The sequence below is a fragment of the Bacillus sp. 007/AIA-02/001 genome, assembly GCF_004634455.1.
GTDB lineage: Bacteria > Bacillota > Bacilli > Bacillales > Bacillaceae_G > Bacillus_A > Bacillus_A cereus.
The window spans coordinates 82,286-104,201 of the sequence record NZ_SEIY01000001.1; the positions used below are offsets into that span (position 1 = coordinate 82,286).

Below are 21,916 nucleotides of genomic sequence, written 5' to 3' on the forward strand. Positions count from 1 at the left end.
GCTTCTTTTTACCTGAATGAGATAAGAAAGAAAAGCAACAATAGAAAGAAGGAGAAGATGTACATGGAACTGCATTATTTTGTCGCAATTACGTTACCGAATCATATAAAAGAAATGCTGTATAACTATAAAAAGGACATGCAAGAGGAATTACAATTTCGTTCATGGGTACATAAAGAAGACTATCATATTACCCTTTCATTTTTAGGGAGTGCAACGGAGGAACAATTAGAGGGAATAAAAAATGGATTACAAACAGTTGCAGAAACAAAAGAACTATCGTTCACGTTACAAGGTTTTTCAACGTTTGGTAGGGAAAATCAGCCCCGTATTTTTTGGGCGAAGGTAAGTGAGAATCACGATTTGTTTCAGTTGCAAAAGCAAGTACATGCCATTTGTGAAGAAAATGGATTTTCTCTAGAAATACGCCCGTATCACCCGCATATTACCGTTGCTCGTAAATGGATAGGAGAAGAAAAGTTTCGTTTAGAAAGTATAAAAGAAGTGCCTGAAATATCATTTCAAGCAGATACAATTACTTTATACGAATCCCACGTGAAAGAAACCCCGAAGTATAAATCGATTGCTGAAATAAAATTACAAAAATAGAATGTTGAAAACGTTTTTTATGCAGGTGAATATACTATAGAGAAGAATGGAGTTACTGTATAGAGTCTTGTTGATAAGAAAAGCCTTATCATTTGCAGCTCATTTTATCTCGCCTAATTGGTCAAGGCTAATAATAAGTGAGGATGGAAAAATTTTCTCGCTCATTAAAGTTTCACTTTATTTTAACTTTGAGAATGATGGTGATTTTTTTATGTTGAAAGTAAAACGTCCATTTGATGCCTATTTAGATGAAATGAATAAAATTACAATTTTGCTCCCACATGCGTATGGAACAAGTCGGACATTTCGTTTGCAAGAAGGAAGTAATGTGAAAGATTTACCGATTGCTCATACTATTGCGCTTCCAGATGCAACGAAGTATGAGTGCTTTATAGAAGAGCCGCTAGATGTGGGGAAGTATTATACAGTACGAGATGAACGGAATGAAGAAACTGATTTACAAATAGGTGCTGTTATTCGAACAAAAATTTTCGATGAAAAGTATTATTACGAAGGTACAGATTTAGGTGCTGTGTATCAAAAACAAGAAACGACATTTAAAGTATGGGCCCCAACTGCAAGGCTTGCGAAAGTAAGAATTTATAAGAGTGATAAAGAATATACCGATCATGAAATGTACAGGGGAGAAAACGGAGTTTGGATTCAAACATTACAAGGTGATTTAGACGGAGCACGCTATACATTTCTTGTTTGTATTAATTTAATATGGAACGAAGCGGTGGATCCTTACGCAAAGTCAGTGACTGTAAATGGAAAGTATGGCATTGTTATCGATTTAGAAAAGACGACTGTAACGAAACGAGAGCAATTACCACCATTACAAGCAATGACAGATGCCATATTGTATGAATTGCATATTCGTGATGCTACTATTCATCCGAACAGTGGAGTGAGTAAAAAAGGGACGTATAAAGGGCTAATGGAAGAAGGAACAACAGGACGAAATGGGACATTGACAGGTTTGTCTCATATAAAAGATTTAGGCGTTACGCATGTTGAATTATTACCTTTATATTGTTTCGGTGGTGTAGATGAGGCGAATCCTTCGTCCGCCTATAATTGGGGATATAATCCATTATATTACAATGCACCAACAGGATTTTATGCTACAAACCCCTCTGATCCGTATAACAGGATAGTTGAGTGCAAACAACTAATTGAAACATTTCATGAACAAGGTATTAGGGTGATTATAGATGTTGTATATAATCATGTTTATGAAAGAGAGCTATCATCATTTGAGAAGCTTGTTCCAGGATATTATTTTCGTCATGGTGAAGATGGTATGCCTTCTAATGGGACGGGAGTCGGAAATGATGTAGCGTCTGAACGGAAAATGATGAGGAAATTCATTGTAGAGTCTATTTTATATTGGCTTACTGAATACAATGTCGATGGATTCCGATTCGACTTAATGGGAATTTTAGATGTTGATACAATGAATATGATAGAGAAAGAAGTGCGAAACATAAAACGAGATGCTTTGTTATTAGGAGAAGGATGGGATTTACAAACACCGCTTCCTCTTGAGGAAAAAGCAACGTTAAATAATGCGAAGAAAATGCCACATATCGCGCAGTTTAATGATCAATTTCGTGATGGGATAAAAGGGAGTACATTTCATATAAATAAGCGTGGTTTTGCATTTGGTGGGCATGTAGACTGTAATCATTTGCAGTATATTGCAGCAGGAAGTCTTTTAAGTATGAAAGAAACAGGGCTGTTTTTAGAGCCGGCGCAAAGCATTAACTATGTAGAATGTCATGATAATATGACGATGTGGGATAAACTAGTGCGCAGTAATGAAGAATCAGAAACGATTTTGAAAAAACGTCACCTATTAGCGAGCGCAATGGTTATTCTTTCACAAGGCATTCCTTTCTTACACGCAGGGCAAGAGTTTTATCGTACGAAGAAAGGAAATGAAAATAGTTATAATGCAAATGATGAGATCAATCAATTAGATTGGGATCAAAAAGAGAAAGAGATAGAGACCGTTAACTATATAAAAGGTTTAATTGCGATTCGTAAAGAGCATGGGGCATTCCGATTACAAAATGCAGACCTTATAAAAAAACATATGACTTTTTTACAAACATCTACAGAAGTACTTGCATATCACCTAGAGCATGCAGAATCGTTTGGGCCGTGGAAAGAGATTATCGTCTTATTTAATAGCGGTTTAGAAGCTAAAACTGTGCAACTTCCGAAAGAAGCAACGTGGCATGTGTTAGTAAACGAAAACGAAGCGAAAATAGAGCCAATTTCTTCATTTAGAGGAAAGGAACTTAGGCTCGCTCCAATTAGCACGTATATATTGACGATAATGTGACAAATCGCTACTTGACGATGAGAATGTAATAAATGTAGAATTGACAAAGGTGACGATTTTGATAAGTTGTCATTCTATGACAGGTTTTGTAAAATAAAATAGAGAATTTTTGGCTTAGGCTAATTTTTCTTTTCATTTACAGTAAAATATATGAATCCACAACATGTGTAGAACTGTTGCGGTTTTTCTTTTCATAACTATAAAAGATAAGGATTTGTTAACGGGTAATGAATATGGAATGGTTGGAACAATTATTAGGAAAAGAGTGGAGTCTTGTACCGGCTGGTGGAGTAACGGGCGATGCATATATTGCGCAAAACGGACAACAGAAGTTATTTTTAAAGCGGAATACATCGCCCTTTTTAGCGGTATTGTCAGCAGAAGGAATTGTTCCAAAATTACTTTGGACAAGAAGGGTAACGAATGGTGATGTAATTTCTGCTCAAAAATGGCTTCCGGGACAGAAGCTAGAGCCAGAGGATATGAAACTAGAACGTGTTGCGAAACTTTTGAAGAAAATACACTCCTCTAAAGCGCTTGTACAGATGATTCAAAGACTTGGGAAGCAGCCGCTTCACGCACAAGAGTTATTACAACAACTGCAACTCGTTTTAAGAGGAGATATAAGGGATGATGAAACAATTCAGCAAGGCCTTCAATATTTAATGGATTCATTAAAAGCTATTGAATACAATGAATTCGTTGTATGCCATTGTGATGTAAACCATAACAACTGGCTATTGTCGGATGAAGATGAATTGTTTTTAATTGATTGGGATGGAGCTGTAATTGCTGACCCAGCTCTAGACCTCGGTATGTTATTATATTGGTACATTCCGCGCCAGGAGTGGAGTGAGTGGCTCGGTTATTATGATATTGAAATGGATGAATCGCTGCTTAGGCGTATGAGATGGTATGTGATAGCACAAACGATTTTGTCTATTCAATGGCATACAACAAAAAAACAGCAAGCAGAAGCTGAATATTGGCATCAATATTTACAGCAACTACTTGCTTCAGAATAATACTTAAGAAAAATTGTCCATTCCAGCAATCCACTGAGTAAGTTGTTCTTGATTATTGGAAATATGGTTGTCCAAATTAGAGGAAGATTTACCCGATTGACTATAAGAATATACATCGTTTAGCATTGTTTTAGCGTCACTACTTATATTATCGTTTGCGAGTAACGATTGAATGAGGCGCTCTAATTGCTCGCATTCTGAAACTGTCCCGCAGCAATCACTTTGGTGGTTGACTAAAATATCTTTCAGCACTTCTAATTGATGTTGTTGATTAATTGGCATGAACGGATCATCCTTTCGATTGTTTTTCTCTTCAAATGTAAGAGAAAAAGCTGTTTCGTCATGGAATGTTTAATGCTGTATGTAGTTTTTATCAAAATGGTACATCTTATACTTGAAAGAAACGGACCGAGTGCTCGTACGTACTTGGTTTTTTGTTTGGTAGATTGATTAAAAAAGAAAGAAGGAATTATTCCTTTAAAATAGCTATGTAAAGAGAGGGAAACATCTATGCGTTTAAGACACAAACCGTATGCAATGGATCGAATTAATGAATATTCACATATCGTAATCGGAAACCCAGAGGAGCGCGCTGGTAGCTGGAAAGAAGTATTTGGAAACGAACAACCAATTCACATTGAAGTAGGTACAGGTCGTGGCCGCTTCATGTATGATATGGCAAAAGCGAATCCACATATTAATTATATTGGAATTGAAAAATTCACAAGTGTTGTTGTAGATGCACTTGATAAATTAATTGAAGAAGAATTACCAAACTTAAAGTTAATTAATAAAGATGCTGAAGATTTAACAGTTTTCTTTGCGAAAGGTGAAATTGATCGCGTTTATTTAAACTTCTCAGATCCATGGCCAAAGAAACGTCATACGAAGCGTCGTTTAACGTATAAAACATTTTTACGTAATTACGAAGAAGTGTTAGTAGAAGGCGGAGAAATTCATTTCAAAACAGATAACCAAGGTCTATTTGAATATTCTCTTATGAGTATGGCTGAGTATGGTATGTTACTAACGTACTTAAGCTTAGATCTTCATAACAGCGACTTTGAAGGTAACATCATGACTGAATACGAAGAGAAATTCTCTAGTAAAGGTCATCGTATTTACCGAGTTGAAGCAAAATATCGTACAGAGCCTATGCAGTAATGCATAGGTTTTTTTACATCTAAAATAATCAGAATTTTATGTTAAGATTAATTGAAAGGGGGATGTGTAATGGAACAGTTACAAATTGGAGATATAAAAGTAACGTGGTTAAAAGGCGGGAATACACATTTAGACGGGGGAGCGATGTTTGGTGTTGTGCCGAAAGTACTTTGGTCACGTAAGTATAAACATAATGATACAAATCATATTTATTTACGAACAGATCCGTTACTTTTGCAAACGAAAGACGGAAATATGCTCATTGATTCCGGAATAGGAAACGGTAAATTGAATGAGAAGATGAAGCGGAATCAAGGTGTAACAGAAGAATCATCGGTTTATGAATCATTAGAAAAACTAGGATTAAAGCCAGAAGATATTCACTATGTTTTAATGACGCACCTTCATTTTGATCATGCATCTGGTTTAACAAAATGGGAAGGTGATCACCTTGTACCAGCGTTTCCGAACGCGAAAGTTTACGTAAGTGAAACAGAGTGGAATGAAATGAGAAACCCAAATATTAGATCCCGTAATACATATTGGAAGGAAAATTGGGAGCCGATTGTAGATCAAGTTGTTACGTTCCAGCAAGAAATAGAAATTACAGATGAAATAAAAATGGCGCATACAGGTGGTCATAGTGATGGACATGCAGTTATTGCTTTAGAAAGCCATGGGGAAACGATGCTTCATTTAGCAGACCTATTACCAACGCACGCACATCAAAATGTATTATGGGTAATGGCATACGACGATTATCCGATGACCTCGATTGAAAATAAGCAAAAGTGGATGAAGTATGGTGCTGAAAAAGAGGCATGGTTTACGTTTTACCATGACGCATATTATCGCGCTGTGAAGTGGAATGAGGAAGGGCATATCGTAGAAAAAATAGAACGGAAAACGAGTATAGAAGCATAAAAATAGGAGGTTGTTCCATCATATTTATTGGAGCAGCCTCTTTTTTATTGTCGGGTTTTGTCGGTAAGTCGATATATTTAAACAAACGCTGATATAAATTGAGTTGCGCCGATATATTCGGAAAATCGCTGATATAATTTTAATCAATACCCGCAATTTCAAAAAAATAAGAGGTTCACCTAATGGGAACCCTCCTTTTTATGCTGCTATAACCTCTAAAACAGTACCTGTTTTAGCATCAACTAAAAATTCAAATCGTTCTTGTATATCATTTAACATTGTTGTAAGACCGCCGCGATAAACTTCATATGCGACATCATATTTTTCAAATGTCTCTGGAACCATATGTACCCAAGAGCCAGTAATTTCACCTTTATGACTTAATGCTTGTTTCACCATTTTCAATGCTTTTTCTGAAGAAATATGGGATTGTTCTTGTACTTTGTTTGCAACGAGATAACCAGCTGCGAACCCAACGCCAAGACCTGCTACTAAACCTTTCCAGCTCATATATTCACCTCAATTCTATAAAATAAAAATAGTGTACCGATAATAATTATAAAGCAAATACAGCTAAAAAAGAAGAAACTAGAAACATTTCGAAAATTTCGTTACAATAAAAGGGGTATTCTACTAAGGTTTGAAAGAAGGGGACTTCGTGAATAAAGAGACATTACAATTATTTCGTACGTTAACAGAATTACAAGGTGCATCAGGTTTTGAACATGATGTACGCCGTTTTATGAAACAAGAATTAAGCAAATATGCAGATGAAATTGTACAAGACGGTTTAGGGAGCGTATTTGGTCTGAAAAAAGGGGACGGAACTGGCCCGCGTGTTCTTGTAGCAGGTCATATGGATGAAGTAGGTTTCATGATTACGCAAATTACGAAAAACGGAATGCTTCGTTTTCAAACGTTAGGCGGATGGTGGAGCCAAGTTTTATTAGCACAGCGTGTACAAGTTATGACGAAGAATGGTCCTGTTATTGGGGTTGTTGGTTCTATTCCTCCTCATTTATTAAGTGACGCGCAACGTGCAAAACCGATGGATATAAAAAATATGTTAATTGATATAGGTGCAGATAGTTATGAAGATGCGATTGAAATTGGTGTAAAACCAGGACAACAAATCGTGCCGATTTGCCCATTCACGCCGATGGCAAATGAGAAGAAAATTATGGCGAAAGCTTGGGACAACCGTTACGGATGTGGTCTTGCAATCGAATTGTTAAAAGAATTAAAAGATGAAACATTACCAAATACATTATATTCTGGTGCTACTGTACAAGAAGAAGTAGGCCTCCGCGGAGCACAAACAGCTGCAAATATGATTCAACCAGACATTTTTTATGCGCTTGATGCAAGTCCAGCAAACGATGCATCTGGTGACAAAACGCAGTTCGGTCAATTAGGAAAAGGTGCTCTTCTTCGTATTTATGATCGCACGATGGTAACACATAGAGGAATGCGCGAATTCATTTTAGATACAGCAGAAACAAACAACATTCCGTACCAATACTTTATTTCACAAGGTGGTACAGATGCGGGCCGTGTACATACAAGTAACTCTGGTATCCCATCAGCAGTAATTGGTGTTTGTGCACGCTACATTCATACACATGCTTCAATTTTACATGTTGATGATTATGCAGCGGCGAAAGAATTAATTACGAAGCTTGTAAGAACAACAGATAAAACGACGTTAGAGACAATTAAGAATAACGCGTAGAGAAGAAGGGCGAAAAACCCTTCTTTTTTTAGGTTGAATAGATGACCCAGCGATGAGTGGTGGCGGTTAGTGCCTAATGGGTGCTCGAATGATGTATTAAGACCGCGGGTAGGAAGAAAGAAGAAGCCTGTTTTTGTGTTTAGGACCAGTAATATTGTAGAAAGCGACCTTCTTTTATGGGGAGAAGGAATTCCCTGATGGTGTGTGGTAGTGGTTGGTACTTAATTTGTGCCGAAGCGGATATTAGAATAGAATGATGAATTTTTATAGAGGTGAACGAAATGAAAGTAGTAGTTGGATCAAAGAATAAAACGAAGGTTGGCGCTGTGGAGAAGGTTTGGAAAGATGCTGAAATTACATCTCTTTCTGTTCCGTCAGGAGTATCAGCTCAGCCTTTCTCAGATGAAGAGACGATGCAAGGAGCGATCAATAGAGCGAAGCGAGCGCTAGAGGAAGGAGAAGCTCCAATTGGTATTGGGCTAGAAGGCGGCGTAATGAAAACGGAGCACGGTTTATTTATGTGTAACTGGGGCGCGCTAGCAACAAGTGATGGGAAAGTATTTGTGGCCGGAGGAGCGCGTATTACGTTACCAGACGATTTTTTAGCACCTCTTGAAGATGGTAAGGAATTAAGCGAAGTGATGGAAGAGTTTGTGCAGAGAAAAGATATTCGTAGTCACGAAGGTGCGATCGGTATTTTTACAGAGGATTATGTCGACCGTACGGAATTATTTGTACACGTTGTTAAGTTGTTAGTTGGGCAATATAAGTATGACAAAAAGCAAGCATAAACCTTGCACCGTGCGCGATGTATGGTAGTATAAAAGAAAGATTATAACATGAAAAATGCACTCGTTAGAGGAGGAAATATAGATGAAGTCATTAGAAAGCATGGAGCAATTCCAACAATTAAAAAATGAAGAGAATGTAGTCTTTATGTTCTCAGCAGAATGGTGCCCAGACTGCCGCTTTGTAGACCCATTTATGCCAGAAGTAGAAGAGAAATATAGTGATTTCTCATTTTACTATGTAGATCGCGATGAGTTTATTGATCTATGCGTAAAATTAGACGTATTTGGCATTCCGAGCTTTGTAGCGTACAATAAAGGTGAAGAAACTGGTCGCTATGTAAACAAAGATCGTAAAACACAAGAACAAATCGAAGAGTTCATTGAAGGTTTAAAATAAGGCAATTTGCCAATTGAATTGTAAAACAACCTCTACCTTCGCGGGGGAGGTTATTTTTTTGGAAGGGAGGAAAAAGAGATGAAGATGACAAGTAAAAAGATGAAAGATGAGTTAATAAAGAAATTATCTCGCCCAGAATGGGACTTTCAGTATGATAGTGAGAAAGAAGTTTTACGTATTGAACAAAAAGACTCCAAAAAAGGTATTAACGTATCGCTTCCAGGAGTTGTGGCAAAATGGGAAGTGAACAAAGAAAAGGCAATTGAAGAAGTTGCTTATTACGTACAAGAAGCGCTAATTGCGATGCATAAAGAAGAAAATAGCGGAGCGAAAATTTTACCTGTTATTCGCTCTACTTCTTTCCCGAAACAAGCAGAAGAAGGAAATCCGTTTATTATGACGGATCATACGGCGGAAACACGTATTTACTATGCGTTAGATTCGAATAAAACGTATCGACTAATTGACGAGCGTCTATTACAAAAATTAGAACTTACAGAACAGCAAGTGCGTGAAATGGCATTATTCAACGCACGCTCATTAGGTTATGAATTTAAACAAGACACAGTAGCGGGGAATACATTCTACTTTTTAAACACAAATGATGGGTATGACGCGACTCGTATTTTAAACGAATCGTTACTACAATCGATGCGTGAAAAGATTTCTGGTGACATGGTTGTTGCTGTTCCTCACCAAGATGTATTAATTATTGCTGATATCGTCAACGAAATCGGTTATGATATTATTGCACAAATGACAATGAAATTTTTTGCCGAAGGGCATGTTCCGATTACATCACTTTCATTCGTATATGAAGATGGAGAATTTGAACCAATCTTTATTTTAGCGAAAAATCGGAAGAAGACAGATGGAAAAGAGAAAGGATGAACGAAGTGAACGTTTTTTACAACCTTGAAGGAATTGGTGACACTTTAATTGTTGCCTTACAAGATATTACTTTAGAGAACCGTACTTTTGATCGCAAAGGAGATGTTGCACGCGTATACGATCGTGAAAGCAACGAGACAGCAGGATTCAACATCTTTAATGCATCTTCTTACTTAGAAGTAAAAGAAACAGGCAACCTTACATTAACGAAAGAGCTTGTAGAGAAAATCAACGAAATTTTAGCGAAGAATGGCTTTGAAGAAACAGTAGAAGCAGATCTTTCTCCGAAATTTGTTGTAGGCTATGTAGCTGAAAAAGAAAAACATCCAAATGCTGATAAGTTAAACATCTGTAAAGTAGAAATCGGTACAGAAACATTACAAATCGTATGTGGTGCACCAAACGTTGATGCAGGACAAAAAGTTGTCGTTGCAAAAATCGGCGCTGTAATGCCAAGCGGTATGTTAATCAAGCCAGCTGAGCTTCGCGGTGTTCCTTCTTCTGGAATGATCTGCTCTGCACGTGAATTAGAGCTTCCAGATGCTCCACAAGAAAAAGGTATTCTTGTATTAGAAGATAGCTTTGAAGTTGGACAAGAGTTCAAATTTTAATTGATATAAGAAAAGAGAGGTTGTCCTTTTGGACAACCTCTCTTTTTTTTGCATTCATTGTTGGTAATTCGAAATTTCGTGTTGAATCGTTGATATATTGAGAATAGTGATAGATATATTTAAAAAATCGTTGATATATTGAGAGTAGTGATAGATATATTCAAAAAATTGTTAATATGATAAGGATGTCACCTTTTTTCTTAAAATCTATATTGTATTTTATAAACAAATTAGTTAAAATTTAGAAAAATAGAAGGAGATAGACGTATGAAACAGCAACCAAAAATCGCAGAACTTCTAAAACGAATTGAAACTTCAAAACAGCAAGATGTTGAGCTAGGTACTTATGAAATATATTTGTTTAGTGAAAGTGAATTAGAAAAAGGACAAATCGGTTACCGATACGATAAACATAAAAATTCATTAATAAGTGAAGAACACGGAAAATGGAAAGAAGAATGGATTACAATTGGATATGAAACGGATATGGGCGATCCAGTTTTCGTAAATATAGATGATGCCGCTTATCCGCTTTATACTGCAGAACGTGGTACAGAAAAATGGCAGCCAGTTTATATTGGAAATATAGATGAGATTATAGGGCAATTATAAGAAAAACTTTGAATCCGGTGCAAAGTGATGGGGGAGAAGTATGAAGTATATAAAAATAATGAGCATGATTGCATTCATTGGAATATATATGGCCGGTTGTTCACAAGAGCAGCCGAAAAAAGAAACTACATCTTCTATACAAGAGAAAAACAAAGATACCAAAGAAGACGCACCGGTAGAAAAGAAGCAAGAACAAGAAAAGAACGAAGAATCGCAAGCAATTCAAACGAATGACCAAGTAGAACATAAGCAAGAGGAAGTATCATCTGATGAAAAGAAAGAAGAAACTACGCCAGTGCAGCCGACTGAGCAACCAGTGCAAAATAATGAACAAAAAATAGAGAGTAATGAAAAACAAGAGAAGTTTCTCGTCGTTATTGATCCAGGGCATCAACAAAAAGCGAATTTAAATTTAGAGCCGATTGGACCAGGGGCAACAACGCAAAAATATAAAGTGACAGACGGTACAACAGGTGTTGTGACGAAAAAGAGAGAGGCTGTACTTGTATTAGAAATGGCTTTTTTATTAAAAGAAAAGCTTGAAGCAAAAGGGATACAAGTATTAATGACGAGAACATCACAAGACGTTGATATAAGTAATAAAGAAAGGGCGACATTCGCAAATAATCATAAGGCTAATTTATTTTTACGTCTGCATGCAGATGGTTCTGAAAATCCAAACCAAAGTGGATTCGCTGTATTGACGCCGGCAGAAGGAAGTCCGTATACGAAAGAGATTTATGCGGAAAGTCTTCAAATCTCTCAAATGATTGTAAATAAAATGAGGGAGAACCAGCAAGTAAAAGTAAATGGAATTAAATTTCGGGATGATCTTTCTGGATTTAATTGGGCAAAGGTTCCTGGTGTGTTATTAGAACTTGGGTTTATGTCAAACCATGAAGAAGATAAAAAATTATCTGACCCGCAATATGTAAATTCTTTATTGCAAAGTGTAACGGATAGCATAGATGCATATCAGAAGAGTAAAGCTTAAGCGCAGTCTTATATGAAAGGCTGCGTTTTTTCATATGAAACACTCGTAAATTAGAATATTGTGGATAAATATGACATGCTTAATTTTACCTGCACTTTTTGCCGAATGCTGATACAATAAAGGATGTTACTATTTAGTAGAAAGAGTGGTAAGCATGTTAGATTGGATGAAAAAGCTGTTTAACAAAGAGGAAGAACAAACAGCGATGAATAAAGAAGTACCAAAGCAAATTGAAAGTCAGCCGAAAATTCCTCGTGTAAACCACTACACTGAAGCAAGAGAAGCACAAATGGCAAGTAGGAATGCAGGTAAATGCCGTTTTCCTTTAGTACCGGATAATGGGTTCGATGAAGAGGATGAAAGCGAAGTAAATCGCTTCGAAGAACAACCTGTTCAAGGAGTAACATATGAAGAACCGACTGCCCAAAGAGGAATAAAGGTGGAAAGAAGCAGACGACCGTATGTGGAAAAGGTAGTTTCTACATATGAAGAGCCGGAAGTGCAATATGAACCGGTGCGGGAGTCTGTCGTTAAAAAGGCATCTGTACCTTCGCAAGAGAGTAACCGTAGACCATTTCGTCCAACAGAAATGATTTCGCCAATTTATGGATATAATCGTCCTTCAGTAGAGAAAAAGGAAGAAAAGCAGGAGGAAGTAAAGGAAAGAGAAGACCTTGAAATATCTGTAGAGGGTAAATCAGTCGTTGATGCATGGTTAGAGAAAAAAGGATATACATTATCTGATTTCTCAGAAGGACAAGCACCAACTTCTTCTAGTCATAGAGCTGCTAACCAGCAAGGGGAGCAACAATATGAAGAGAATAAAAAGGAAGAAAAGTCAGTAGTTGATCAATGGCTAGAGAAAAACGGTTATGAAATTGAACGCCAAGTGCCTTTAGTAGAAGAAAAAGAAGTGATTCAAGAAATGAGTACACCGCAGGAAGTTTCAGCGGATGAATTACTTCATAAAACAGTAGCTGAGCAGATGGAAAGTGCTAAGCTAGAAAAAGATGTAGTGGTGTTAAACAAAAACAATCTACAAGAAGAATTAGTAGCTTCTAAAGTAGAGCACGAGGATACAATATTATCAGAAGAAATTAAACGTAATACAGAAATAAAACAACCTACTATTGAAGTAGAAAAGCAAGCTCCAGAAGAATCAGTGATTGTCAAAGCAGAAGAAAAACTTGAAGAAACAATCATTGTGGAAATACTAGAAGAAGTGTCAAAAGTAGAAGTAATTGCAGAAACGGAAGAGTTTGAAGAAGTAGTTATGGAAACAGAGGCACCTGAAGAAGTGGAAGTAATTACAGAAACAGAAGAGTCAGAAGAAGCTGAAGTAATTGCGGAAGCAGAAGAGTCAGAAGAAGTGGAAGTAATTGCAGAAGCGGAAGAGTCAGAAGAAGTAGAAGTAATTACAGAAACAGAAGAGCTAGAAGAAGTAGAAGTAATTGCGGAAACAGAAGAGCTAGAAGAAGTAGAAGTAATTGCGGAAGCAGAAGAGTCAGAAGAAGTGGAAGTAATTGCGGAAGCAGAAGAGTCAGAAGAAGCTGAAGTAATTGCGGAAGCAGAAGAGTCAGAAGAAGCTGAAGTAATTGCGGAAGTAGAAGAGTCAGAAGAAGTGGAAGTAATTGCGGAAGCAGAAGAGTCAGAAGAAGCTGAAGTAATTGCAGAAATAAACGCGCCTGTAGTAGAGACATTTGTAGCACTTGAGGAAATTCAGCAAGAAGATGAAGCAATTGAACAAAAGAGTGAATTCATATATGTTGCTGAGGCTGATGAACAAACGAAGAAAGATGTTCAAAGCTTTGCGGATGTTTTAATTGCAGAAGAGCAACGAGTTGTAGAAGAAGCGCCAGTCGCAGAAGAGCAACAAGTTGTAGAAGAAGCACCGGTCGTAGAAGAGCAATCAGTTGTAGAAGAAGCGCCAGTCGTAGAAGAACAACCAGTTGCCGAGGAAACACTAGTCGCAGAAGAGCAACGAGTTGTAGAAGAAGCGCCAGTCGCAGAAGAGCAACAAGTTGTAGAAGAAGCACCGGTCGTAGAAGAGCAATCAGTTGTAGAAGAAGCGCCAGTCGTAGAAGAACAACCAGTTGCCGAGGAAACACCAGTCGCAGAAGAACAACCAGTTGTACAAAAAGAAGAACCAAAACGTGAGAAAAAGCGTCATGTACCATTTAATGTTGTTATGTTGAAACAAGATAGAACACGATTAATGGAAAGACATGCAGCTAGAGCAAATGCAATGCAGCCTTCTGCTAATGTACGAGTAGAGAATAAGCCAGTGCAACAAGAGGTAGCAGAACCACAAGTGGAAGAACGCCCAGTGCAGCAAGTAGTAGCAAAACCACAAGTGGAAGAGCACCCAGTGCAGCAAGTAGTAGCAAAACCACAAGTGGAAGAGCAAACAATGCAGCAAGTAGTAGCAGAGCCACAAGTGGAAGAACGCCCAGTGCAGCAAGAGGTAGCAGAACCACAAGTGGAAGAGCAACCAATGCAGCAGGTGGTAGCAGAACCACAAGTGGAAGAACGCCCAGTGCAGCAAGTAGTAGCAGAACCACAAGTGGAAGAGCACCCAGTGCAGCAAGTAGTAGCAGAGCCACAAGTGGAAGAACAACCAATACAGCAAGTAGTGGTAGAGCAAGTACAAAAGCCAATTTCAAGTACGGAAGTACAAGAGAAAGCATATGTTGTAAATCAAAGAGAGAACGATATGCGAAATGTATTGCACACACCACCGACATACACTGTTCCGCCATTAGCGCTGTTGTCGATTCCACAGCAATCAGCGTTAGATAATACAGAATGGTTAGAGGAGCAGAAAGAATTATTAGATACAACGTTTAATAATTTTCACGTTGGAGCACATGTTATTAATGTATCGCAAGGGCCAGCAGTAACTCGTTTTGAGGTGCAGCCAGACCCAGGTGTGAAAGTAAATAAAATTACAAATTTAAGTGATGATATTAAGTTAAGCTTAGCTGCGAAAGATATTCGTATTGAAGCACCGATTCCAGGGAAGAGTGCGATTGGAATTGAAGTTCCAAATAAAGAAAGTAAGCCAGTATTTCTTCGCGAAATTTTAAGAAGTCCTGTATTCACAAAGAGTGAATCACCGCTTACTGTTGCGCTTGGACTTGATATTTCAGGGGATCCAATTGTAACGGATATTCGAAAAATGCCGCACGGACTTATTGCGGGTGCAACGGGTTCAGGTAAAAGTGTGTGTATTAACGCGATTTTAACGAGTATTTTATATAAAGCGAAACCACATGAAGTGAAGTTAATGTTAATTGATCCGAAGATGGTTGAGCTTGCACCATACAATGCTGTTCCACATCTTGTAGCACCTGTTATTACGGATGTAAAAGCAGCAACAGCTGCATTAAAATGGGCAGTTGAGGAAATGGAACGTCGTTATGAATTGTTTGCGCACGCAGGTGCTCGTGATTTAACTCGTTATAATACGATTGTAAGTGAGCGAGAAATTCCGGGAGAAACATTACCTTATATCGTTATTGTCATTGACGAGTTAGCCGACTTAATGATGGTAGCACCTGGTGATGTTGAAGAAGCGATTTGTCGTATTGCGCAAAAAGCACGTGCTTGTGGTATTCATTTATTAGTAGCGACGCAGCGTCCATCTGTAGATGTTATTACAGGTTTAATTAAGTCAAACATTCCAACGCGTATTGCGTTTACTGTATCATCTCAAGTTGATTCGCGTACGATTATCGATATTGGTGGCGCGGAGAAATTACTTGGCCGTGGTGATATGTTATTCTTAGGGAACGGTACATCTAAGCCTGTTCGTGTACAAGGTGTATATGTATCAGATGATGAGATTGAAAAGACAGTTGATCATGTGAAAAAGCAAATGAAGCCGAATTACTTATTTAAGCAAGAGGATTTATTAGCGAAAACAGAACAAGCTGAGTCGGAAGACGAATTGTTCTTCGAAGCATGTCAATTTGTTGTAGAACAAGGGGGAGCGTCCACATCTTCTGTACAGCGAAAATTCCGCATCGGTTATAATCGCGCAGCACGTCTCATTGAAGAGATGCAATCGCAAGGAATTATTTCTGAAGCAAGAGGAACGAAGCCAAGAGATGTCCTTATTTCTGAGGATGAATTCGCTGCTATGCAGGAAACAAATGTATAGTAAACGGTTATGCTGTATACTAAGAGAAAATGTTGGATAGTAAAGTAGGGAGTAAAGCGACATGAAAGAAATTGAATTAAAATTAAAAGGTGAAATAAATAGACTAACAAATAAAACATTTAAATTTGACGAACGTGTTGGAGAAGGGTGGTTCTCTGCCGTTTACTTTTTAAAGACTAGAGAAATCATCGAAGAATTTCGCCCGAAAAGTGTTGTAACGATGCAATTTTTCCAAAAGGAAAATGCAGTTCTTTGCGGAACGGATGAAGTAATTGCGTTGCTACAAACATTCGCTAAAAATCCTGAGGAACTTGAGATTAACTCTTTAAAAGATGGCGATAAAATTAGTCCATTTGAAACAGTGTTAACAATTCATGGTCCTTATGAAAATTTCGGATTTTTAGAAGGTGTCATTGATGGGATTTTAGCTCGTCGTACATCGGTTGCGACAAACGTATATAACGTTGTCCAAGCTGCGCGTAGCGTAGATAAAGAAAAACCAGTTATTTTCATGGGAGATCGTGACGATCATTATACACAACAAGCTGGTGACGGTTATGCAGCATACATCGGAGGTATGAGCGCACAAGCGACGCATGCGATGAATGAATGGTGGGGCAAAAGTGGTATGGGGACGATGCCTCACGCATTAATTCAAATGTTTAATGGTGATGTTGTAGAAGCGGCAAAAGCATATCATAAGAAATTCCCAGAAGATGAATTAGTTGTATTAATTGATTACAACAATGATGTCATTACAGATGCACTTCGCGTAGCGCGTGAATTTGGATCAACATTAAAAGGTGTACGTGTAGATACGTCCCGCACGATGATTGATCAATACTTCATTCGCCACCCAGAAGTACTTGGAACATTCGATCCACGTGGTGTAAACCCATCGCTTGTATTCGCACTTCGTAAAGCACTTGATGAAGAAGGATTCCAGCATGTAGACATCGTTGTAACTGGTGGATTTGATGAGAAGCGTATTCGTGAATTTGAAGCTCAAAACGTACCTGTTGACATATACGGGGTAGGAAGTAGCTTATTAAAAATGAATATTGGCTTTACTGGTGATAATGTAGAATTAAATGGGAAACCAGAAGCAAAAGCTGGTCGTAAATATCGTCCAAACCCACGTTTAGAGCGTGTTCAATTAGAAAAAAGAGAAGAGATGTAAAAGAGAGAAAAACTGATAGGTGATTGACCCTATCAGTTTTTCTGTTATCATAGTATAGCGGCTTCTTTTTTGCTATAATGGACTTGTTATGGATATATAAAGAAGTACGTACGAGTTTATCCTGATAAGTGAAGGGAAGAATAACTTCACTACATCAAAAATGTATGATGATTACCAAAATAAGAAAAGATTCATATACTGTCTTATAGATAGGCCGTTGTATTAGTTCGAAATGTTGGAGGTTCTTTAAGATGACAGTTTACCATTTTGTAGGAATTAAAGGAACAGGAATGAGTTCATTAGCGCAAATTCTTCATGATATGAAGCATACTGTTCAAGGGTCTGATTATGAAAAGCGTTTCTTTACACAAACAGCGTTGGAAAAGCGTAGTATCTCGATCCTTCCTTTTGATAAGAATAATGTAGAAGAAGGACAAGTGATTATTGCAGGAAATGCATTTCCTGATACGCATGAAGAAATCGTAGCAGCAAAAGAATTAAACATCCCAGTCCATCGTTACCATCATTTCTTAGGTGACCTGATGAGCCAATACACAAGTGTTGCTGTAACTGGTGCACACGGAAAAACATCAACAACAGGTTTGTTAGCCCATGTAATGCAAGGTGCACACCCGACATCTTACCTTATTGGAGATGGAACAGGGCATGGGGTAGAAAATAGTAAGTATTTTGTATTTGAAGCTTGTGAGTATCGTCGTCATTTCTTGTCTTATAATCCAGACTATGCAATTATGACGAATATTGATTTTGATCATCCAGATTATTTTGCAGACATCAATGATGTATTCAGTGCATTCCAAGAGATGGCATTGCAAGTGAAAAAAGGCATTATTGCATGTGGAGATGATGAAGAACTTCAAAAAATTCAAGCGAAAGTACCTGTTATTTTCTATGGATTTGGAGAAGATAATGATTTCCAAGCACGCAACATCCAAAAGAGAACAGATGGCACGATATTCGATGTATTCGTTCGTAACACGTACTATGATACGTTCAAAATTACAGGATACGGCAATCACAGCGTATTAAATGCGTTAGCAGTAATCGCGCTTTGCCATTATGAAAATGTTGATGTAGAAGCAGTAAAACATCAATTAACAACTTTTGAAGGCGTAAAACGTCGCTTTAATGAAAAGCCGATGGGAGAGCAAGTAATCATCGATGACTACGCACACCATCCGACAGAGATTAATGCAACGATTGAAGCTGCTCGTCAAAAACATCCAGAGCGTGAAATTGTCGCTGTATTCCAGCCACACACATTCTCACGTACAGAAAAGTTCTTAGATGAGTTCGCAGAAAGCCTAAGCAAAGCTGATCAAGTATACTTATGTGATATTTTCGGATCAGCACGCGAAAACAAAGGTGAATTAACAATCGAAGATCTGCAAAAGCGTATTGACGGTGCAGAACTAATTACAGATACAACAACGGATGTATTAAAGAAACATAAAAACGGCGTTCTAATTTTCATGGGCGCAGGAGACATCCAAAAATTCGAAGCAGCTTACGTAAAAGAAGTTCAAGTTGCAGAGAAGTAATAGGAAAGACGCATAGCTTGGCTATGCGTCTTTTTTGTGTGCTATGTTGGCATATATGATTCTTGAGGTTAGTCGATAAGTCGATATATTAGCGTGTATTTCTTTAGTTATAAATGTTAGAATAATAAGAAAAAAAAAGGGGACCAAAAAACATGTTCACACTTCGAGTAGACGATGAAATCGAATTACAGTTATTAGAGAAGCATCATAAGGAGGAACTATATCAATTAATAGATCAAAACCGTAATCATTTACGAAAATGGCTCCCTTGGGTAGATGGGACGAAATCTGCTGATGCTTATGATGAGATTTTTCCGATGTGGTTAAAGAAGTTTGCAGAGGGAGACGGTTTTGAAAGTGGTATCCGTTACAAAGGAAAGCTCGTTGGGATGGTAGGCATTCATCCAGTGAGCTGGGGGAAGAAAGCGACGAGTCTTGGGTATTATCTTGCAGAAGATGCTGGCGGGAAAGGTATTATGACGCGTAGCGTAAAGGCTGTACTTCACTATGCATTTGAAAATTTAAAGTTGAATAAAATTGAAATTCGGTGCGGTGTTGGAAATGCGAAGAGCCGCGCAATTCCAGAACGTTTAGGATTTAAGTTAGATGGTATTTTACGAGATGAAGAATGGCTATATGATCATTTTCATGATATCGCTGTATATAGTTTACTAGCTTCAGAATGGAAAGAGATTCGATGAACGAGAAGATTCGTATTGTTCCATATGAAAGTACGTTTCAAGAGGAAGTAGTAGATCTTATCGTTCATATTCAGCAAAAAGAATATAATGTTCCCATTACGAAAGAAGAGCAACCTGATTTACTTGAAATAGAAACATTCTATCAAAAGGATCACGGAAACTTTTGGGTAGCAATTTATGATGGGAAAGTAGTTGGAACAGTAGCTTTATTAGATATTGAGAATCTTCAAGTAGCGCTAAGAAAAATGTTCGTGAAGAAAGAGTTTCGCGGAAAAGAATGGAGCGCGTCACATATGTTGCTTCAAACAGCAATTTCATGGGCTGAGGATAAAAAATTGAACGATATTTACTTAGGAACAACAGTAAAATTTTTAGCGGCACATCGTTTTTATGAAAAGAATGGTTTTGAAAGTGTGAGTATAGACGAGTTGCCGAAAAACTTTCCGGTGCTACAGGTAGATAAGAAATTTTATAGGTACATTTTGTAAAAGGTCATTTAGAAATGGCCTTTTTCTATGAAGCAAAATGGAAATAGTGGTATAATTTGGGTTAGGGGGTGTAGGTATGAACTTTCCAATTCAAAGAAGTAAGTCAGTAGTCATTTTCGTTTGTCTTACGTTAGCGTTTATGTTTATATATCCAATTGTCATGCTTTTCACCAATAAAGCGCATTGGATGTCAGCGTTGATTGGGATGGGTTTATGCTTCATTGTAAATGTACCACTCGTTTGGGAAGTATTTATTAAAAAACATAAAGTAGAAAATGGCGTATTAAAGTACGGTATTTTAAATGATGATATTGTATTAAAAGATGTGAGAATTATACGTCAGGTCGGAAAGTCTCTTGAAATTACGACGAATGCATATAAAGTACATATGGTTGCGATGCCGCAAAATATGGATGAATTCTTGGGGCTTATAGAGAAAGAAAATCCACATGTGAAAATAGAAATGGTAGGAAAGAAATAAAAACGCTCGGCGAAAATTCCGAGCGTTTTTATTATTATTTTAAGTTCTCTGGGTTTAAAGCTTCTAGTTCAGGTACAACGAAGCGTCCGTCTTTACGGATTAGTACGTCGTCGAAGTAAATTTCGCCGCCGCCGTATTCAGGGCGTTGGATGCATACTAAATCCCAGTGGATGTTCGAGTTGTTGCCGTTCCATGCATCGTCGTAAGCTTGTCCAGGAGTGAAGTGGAAGCTGCCATCGATTTTTTCATCGAATAGGATGTCTCCCATTGGATGTAAGATGTATGGGTTTACGCCAATTGCGAACTCACCAACGTAGCGTGCGCCTTCGTCTGTATCGAAGATTTTGTTAATGCGCTCTGTATCGTTTGCAGTTGCTTCAACGATTTGACCGTTCTCAAACTTAAGTTGTACATTTTCAAATGTATAACCGTTGTAAGGAGATGGTGTGTTGTAAGAAACTGTACCGTTAACAGAATCACGAACTGGTGCAGAGTATACTTCACCGTCTGGAATGTTTAAATGACCTGAGCATTTAATTGCTGGAATGTCTTTAATAGAGAATGTTAAGTCAGTTCCAGGACCAGTTAAACGAACTTTATCTGTTTTATTCATTAATGTAACAAGGCTATCCATTGCCTTATCCATTTTACCGTAGTCTAAGTTACATACTTCGAAGTAGAAGTCTTCGAAAGCTTCTGTACTCATTTTAGCAAGCTGTGCCATAGAAGCATTTGGGTAGCGAAGAACAACCCAGCGTGTTTTTGGAACGCGAATGTCTCTATGAACTTTTTTACCAACTGTTTGGCCATGAACTTTCATACGCTCACTTGGAACGTCAGCTTGTTCATTAATATTATCACCAGAGCGAAGGCCGATATAAGCGTCCATGTCTTTCATTACGCTTGCTTCATATGCAGCGATTTGTTCGAAATGTTCTTCAGTAGCACCCATTAATAAAGAGCGATCTACTTGATGATCTTTTAAAGAGACGAATGGGAAACCACCAGCTGCATATGCTTCTTTTACAAGTGCAGTTACAAGTTCTTTTTGTAAGCCAAAGTTTTCAATTAATACTTTTTCACCTTTTTGTAAGCGGATAGAGTAGTTAATTAAATTGTATGCTAACTTTTCAATACGTGGATCTTTCATATGTAAAGCCTCCCTACTAATTATGTATCCTCTCCTATTGTAACCTACTTAGTGGAATTTGTTGAATGATTTATGTTACAGTTAACGAA

General features: G+C 37.7%; 21 protein-coding genes. 18 read left to right on the forward strand and 3 right to left on the reverse strand.

The window, feature by feature from the left end:
- Nucleotides 1–63 precede the first annotated feature (63 nt).
- From thpR to ES895_RS00505, 3 genes are all read left to right on the forward strand, one after another.
- Nucleotides 64–609: an RNA 2',3'-cyclic phosphodiesterase gene (gene thpR / locus ES895_RS00495; RefSeq protein ID WP_087967215.1), complete on the forward strand. Its 546-nt coding sequence runs from the start codon at nucleotides 64–66 to the stop codon at nucleotides 607–609.
- A gap of 211 nt (nucleotides 610–820) precedes the next feature.
- A complete protein-coding gene (gene pulA / locus ES895_RS00500; protein WP_000921745.1) occupies nucleotides 821–2,962 on the forward strand; it encodes a type I pullulanase in 2,142 nt (713 codons plus the stop codon).
- Between the two features lie 227 nt (nucleotides 2,963–3,189).
- Nucleotides 3,190–3,987 carry a phosphotransferase family protein gene (locus ES895_RS00505; protein WP_001986674.1) on the forward strand — a complete coding sequence of 266 codons (798 nt, stop codon included), beginning with the start codon at nucleotides 3,190–3,192 and terminating at the stop codon, nucleotides 3,985–3,987.
- A 3-nt stretch (nucleotides 3,988–3,990) separates the two neighbouring features.
- Here the strand turns inward: ES895_RS00505 and ES895_RS00510 are convergent, their stop codons facing one another.
- Nucleotides 3,991–4,269, reverse strand: coding sequence for a YtzH-like family protein (locus ES895_RS00510; protein ID WP_001122235.1), 279 nt, complete (start codon nucleotides 4,267–4,269; stop codon nucleotides 3,991–3,993).
- A 228-nt stretch (nucleotides 4,270–4,497) separates the two neighbouring features.
- Here ES895_RS00510 and trmB point away from each other — a divergent pair, with 228 nt between their 5' ends.
- Together trmB and ES895_RS00520 are read left to right on the forward strand one after the other, a co-directional pair.
- The gene (gene trmB / locus ES895_RS00515) at nucleotides 4,498–5,151 is read left to right on the forward strand and encodes a tRNA (guanosine(46)-N7)-methyltransferase TrmB (protein ID WP_001239385.1); all 654 of its coding nucleotides are present in this window, start codon (nucleotides 4,498–4,500) and stop codon (nucleotides 5,149–5,151) included.
- A gap of 69 nt (nucleotides 5,152–5,220) precedes the next feature.
- Entirely contained in the window at nucleotides 5,221–6,075 is an 855-nt protein-coding gene (locus ES895_RS00520; protein WP_061654602.1) for a YtnP family quorum-quenching lactonase, read from the forward strand.
- 198 nt (nucleotides 6,076–6,273) lie between these two features.
- On the opposite strand, the gene ES895_RS00525 is transcribed toward ES895_RS00520, so the two are convergent.
- Nucleotides 6,274–6,585 (reverse strand): PepSY domain-containing protein, encoded by a 312-nt coding sequence (locus tag ES895_RS00525; protein WP_000118543.1) that lies wholly within the window; start codon nucleotides 6,583–6,585, stop codon nucleotides 6,274–6,276.
- 148 nt (nucleotides 6,586–6,733) lie between these two features.
- Between ES895_RS00525 and ES895_RS00530 the strand changes: the two genes are divergently transcribed.
- The 13 genes from ES895_RS00530 (at nucleotide 6,734) to ES895_RS00590 (ending at nucleotide 20,677) form a co-directional block, all read left to right on the forward strand.
- Nucleotides 6,734–7,807, forward strand: a complete 1,074-nt coding sequence (locus ES895_RS00530; protein ID WP_053514570.1) for a M42 family metallopeptidase — start codon at nucleotides 6,734–6,736, stop codon at nucleotides 7,805–7,807.
- 281 nt (nucleotides 7,808–8,088) lie between these two features.
- Nucleotides 8,089–8,598: a DUF84 family protein gene (locus ES895_RS00535; RefSeq protein ID WP_047386993.1), complete on the forward strand. Its 510-nt coding sequence runs from the start codon at nucleotides 8,089–8,091 to the stop codon at nucleotides 8,596–8,598.
- 82 nt (nucleotides 8,599–8,680) lie between these two features.
- Entirely contained in the window at nucleotides 8,681–8,995 is a 315-nt protein-coding gene (locus ES895_RS00540; protein ID WP_000838193.1) for a thioredoxin family protein, read from the forward strand.
- 78 nt (nucleotides 8,996–9,073) lie between these two features.
- Complete coding sequence (locus ES895_RS00545) at nucleotides 9,074–9,886, forward strand: DUF1444 domain-containing protein (RefSeq protein ID WP_000784588.1); 813 nt, start codon at nucleotides 9,074–9,076, stop codon at nucleotides 9,884–9,886.
- Nucleotides 9,883–10,497 carry a YtpR family tRNA-binding protein gene (gene ytpR / locus ES895_RS00550; RefSeq protein ID WP_001006761.1) on the forward strand — a complete coding sequence of 205 codons (615 nt, stop codon included), beginning with the start codon at nucleotides 9,883–9,885 and terminating at the stop codon, nucleotides 10,495–10,497. The genes ES895_RS00545 and ytpR overlap by 4 nt, the downstream gene beginning before the upstream one ends.
- A 267-nt stretch (nucleotides 10,498–10,764) precedes the next feature.
- Nucleotides 10,765–11,109 carry a hypothetical protein gene (locus tag ES895_RS00555; protein ID WP_000813342.1) on the forward strand — a complete coding sequence of 115 codons (345 nt, stop codon included), beginning with the start codon at nucleotides 10,765–10,767 and terminating at the stop codon, nucleotides 11,107–11,109.
- Between the two features lie 40 nt (nucleotides 11,110–11,149).
- Nucleotides 11,150–12,103, forward strand: a complete 954-nt coding sequence (locus ES895_RS00560) for an N-acetylmuramoyl-L-alanine amidase (protein WP_000874039.1) — start codon at nucleotides 11,150–11,152, stop codon at nucleotides 12,101–12,103.
- 154 nt (nucleotides 12,104–12,257) lie between these two features.
- The gene (locus tag ES895_RS00565) at nucleotides 12,258–16,265 is read left to right on the forward strand and encodes a DNA translocase FtsK (protein ID WP_135238125.1); all 4,008 of its coding nucleotides are present in this window, start codon (nucleotides 12,258–12,260) and stop codon (nucleotides 16,263–16,265) included.
- A 61-nt stretch (nucleotides 16,266–16,326) separates the two neighbouring features.
- On the forward strand, nucleotides 16,327–17,445 hold the full coding sequence (locus tag ES895_RS00570; protein ID WP_000658370.1) for a nicotinate phosphoribosyltransferase: 1,119 nt from the start codon (nucleotides 16,327–16,329) through the stop codon (nucleotides 17,443–17,445).
- Between the two features lie 251 nt (nucleotides 17,446–17,696).
- Complete coding sequence (gene murC, locus ES895_RS00575) at nucleotides 17,697–19,007, forward strand: UDP-N-acetylmuramate--L-alanine ligase (protein WP_000219468.1); 1,311 nt, start codon at nucleotides 17,697–17,699, stop codon at nucleotides 19,005–19,007.
- 152 nt (nucleotides 19,008–19,159) lie between these two features.
- The gene (locus tag ES895_RS00580) at nucleotides 19,160–19,708 is read left to right on the forward strand and encodes a GNAT family N-acetyltransferase (RefSeq protein ID WP_000494653.1); all 549 of its coding nucleotides are present in this window, start codon (nucleotides 19,160–19,162) and stop codon (nucleotides 19,706–19,708) included.
- Nucleotides 19,705–20,196: a GNAT family N-acetyltransferase gene (locus ES895_RS00585; protein WP_135238126.1), complete on the forward strand. Its 492-nt coding sequence runs from the start codon at nucleotides 19,705–19,707 to the stop codon at nucleotides 20,194–20,196. Before ES895_RS00580 ends, ES895_RS00585 begins: the two co-directional genes overlap by 4 nt.
- 76 nt (nucleotides 20,197–20,272) lie before the next feature.
- Nucleotides 20,273–20,677, forward strand: coding sequence for a PH domain-containing protein (locus ES895_RS00590; protein ID WP_001010629.1), 405 nt, complete (start codon nucleotides 20,273–20,275; stop codon nucleotides 20,675–20,677).
- A gap of 34 nt (nucleotides 20,678–20,711) precedes the next feature.
- On the opposite strand, the gene ES895_RS00595 is transcribed toward ES895_RS00590, so the two are convergent.
- Entirely contained in the window at nucleotides 20,712–21,827 is a 1,116-nt protein-coding gene (locus ES895_RS00595; RefSeq protein ID WP_000654731.1) for an aminopeptidase, read from the reverse strand.
- Nucleotides 21,828–21,916: the final 89 nt, after the last annotated feature.

What these genes read in the sequence shown, in the direction of transcription:
- thpR (WP_087967215.1), top strand. Translation starts at nt 64, where the DNA reads ATGGAACTGCATTATTTTGTCGCAATTACGTTACCGAATCATATAAAA.
- pulA (WP_000921745.1), top strand. Translation starts at nt 821, where the DNA reads ATGTTGAAAGTAAAACGTCCATTTGATGCCTATTTAGATGAAATGAAT.
- ES895_RS00505 (WP_001986674.1), top strand. Translation starts at nt 3,190, where the DNA reads ATGAATATGGAATGGTTGGAACAATTATTAGGAAAAGAGTGGAGTCTT.
- ES895_RS00510 (WP_001122235.1), bottom strand. Translation starts at nt 4,269, where the DNA reads ATGCCAATTAATCAACAACATCAATTAGAAGTGCTGAAAGATATTTTA.
- trmB (WP_001239385.1), top strand. Translation starts at nt 4,498, where the DNA reads ATGCGTTTAAGACACAAACCGTATGCAATGGATCGAATTAATGAATAT.
- ES895_RS00520 (WP_061654602.1), top strand. Translation starts at nt 5,221, where the DNA reads ATGGAACAGTTACAAATTGGAGATATAAAAGTAACGTGGTTAAAAGGC.
- ES895_RS00525 (WP_000118543.1), bottom strand. Translation starts at nt 6,585, where the DNA reads ATGAGCTGGAAAGGTTTAGTAGCAGGTCTTGGCGTTGGGTTCGCAGCT.
- ES895_RS00535 (WP_047386993.1), top strand. Translation starts at nt 8,089, where the DNA reads ATGAAAGTAGTAGTTGGATCAAAGAATAAAACGAAGGTTGGCGCTGTG.
- ES895_RS00540 (WP_000838193.1), top strand. Translation starts at nt 8,681, where the DNA reads ATGAAGTCATTAGAAAGCATGGAGCAATTCCAACAATTAAAAAATGAA.
- ES895_RS00545 (WP_000784588.1), top strand. Translation starts at nt 9,074, where the DNA reads ATGAAGATGACAAGTAAAAAGATGAAAGATGAGTTAATAAAGAAATTA.
- ytpR (WP_001006761.1), top strand. Translation starts at nt 9,883, where the DNA reads ATGAACGAAGTGAACGTTTTTTACAACCTTGAAGGAATTGGTGACACT.
- ES895_RS00555 (WP_000813342.1), top strand. Translation starts at nt 10,765, where the DNA reads ATGAAACAGCAACCAAAAATCGCAGAACTTCTAAAACGAATTGAAACT.
- ES895_RS00560 (WP_000874039.1), top strand. Translation starts at nt 11,150, where the DNA reads ATGAAGTATATAAAAATAATGAGCATGATTGCATTCATTGGAATATAT.
- ES895_RS00565 (WP_135238125.1), top strand. Translation starts at nt 12,258, where the DNA reads ATGTTAGATTGGATGAAAAAGCTGTTTAACAAAGAGGAAGAACAAACA.
- ES895_RS00570 (WP_000658370.1), top strand. Translation starts at nt 16,327, where the DNA reads ATGAAAGAAATTGAATTAAAATTAAAAGGTGAAATAAATAGACTAACA.
- murC (WP_000219468.1), top strand. Translation starts at nt 17,697, where the DNA reads ATGACAGTTTACCATTTTGTAGGAATTAAAGGAACAGGAATGAGTTCA.
- ES895_RS00580 (WP_000494653.1), top strand. Translation starts at nt 19,160, where the DNA reads ATGTTCACACTTCGAGTAGACGATGAAATCGAATTACAGTTATTAGAG.
- ES895_RS00585 (WP_135238126.1), top strand. Translation starts at nt 19,705, where the DNA reads ATGAACGAGAAGATTCGTATTGTTCCATATGAAAGTACGTTTCAAGAG.
- ES895_RS00590 (WP_001010629.1), top strand. Translation starts at nt 20,273, where the DNA reads ATGAACTTTCCAATTCAAAGAAGTAAGTCAGTAGTCATTTTCGTTTGT.
- ES895_RS00595 (WP_000654731.1), bottom strand. Translation starts at nt 21,827, where the DNA reads ATGAAAGATCCACGTATTGAAAAGTTAGCATACAATTTAATTAACTAC.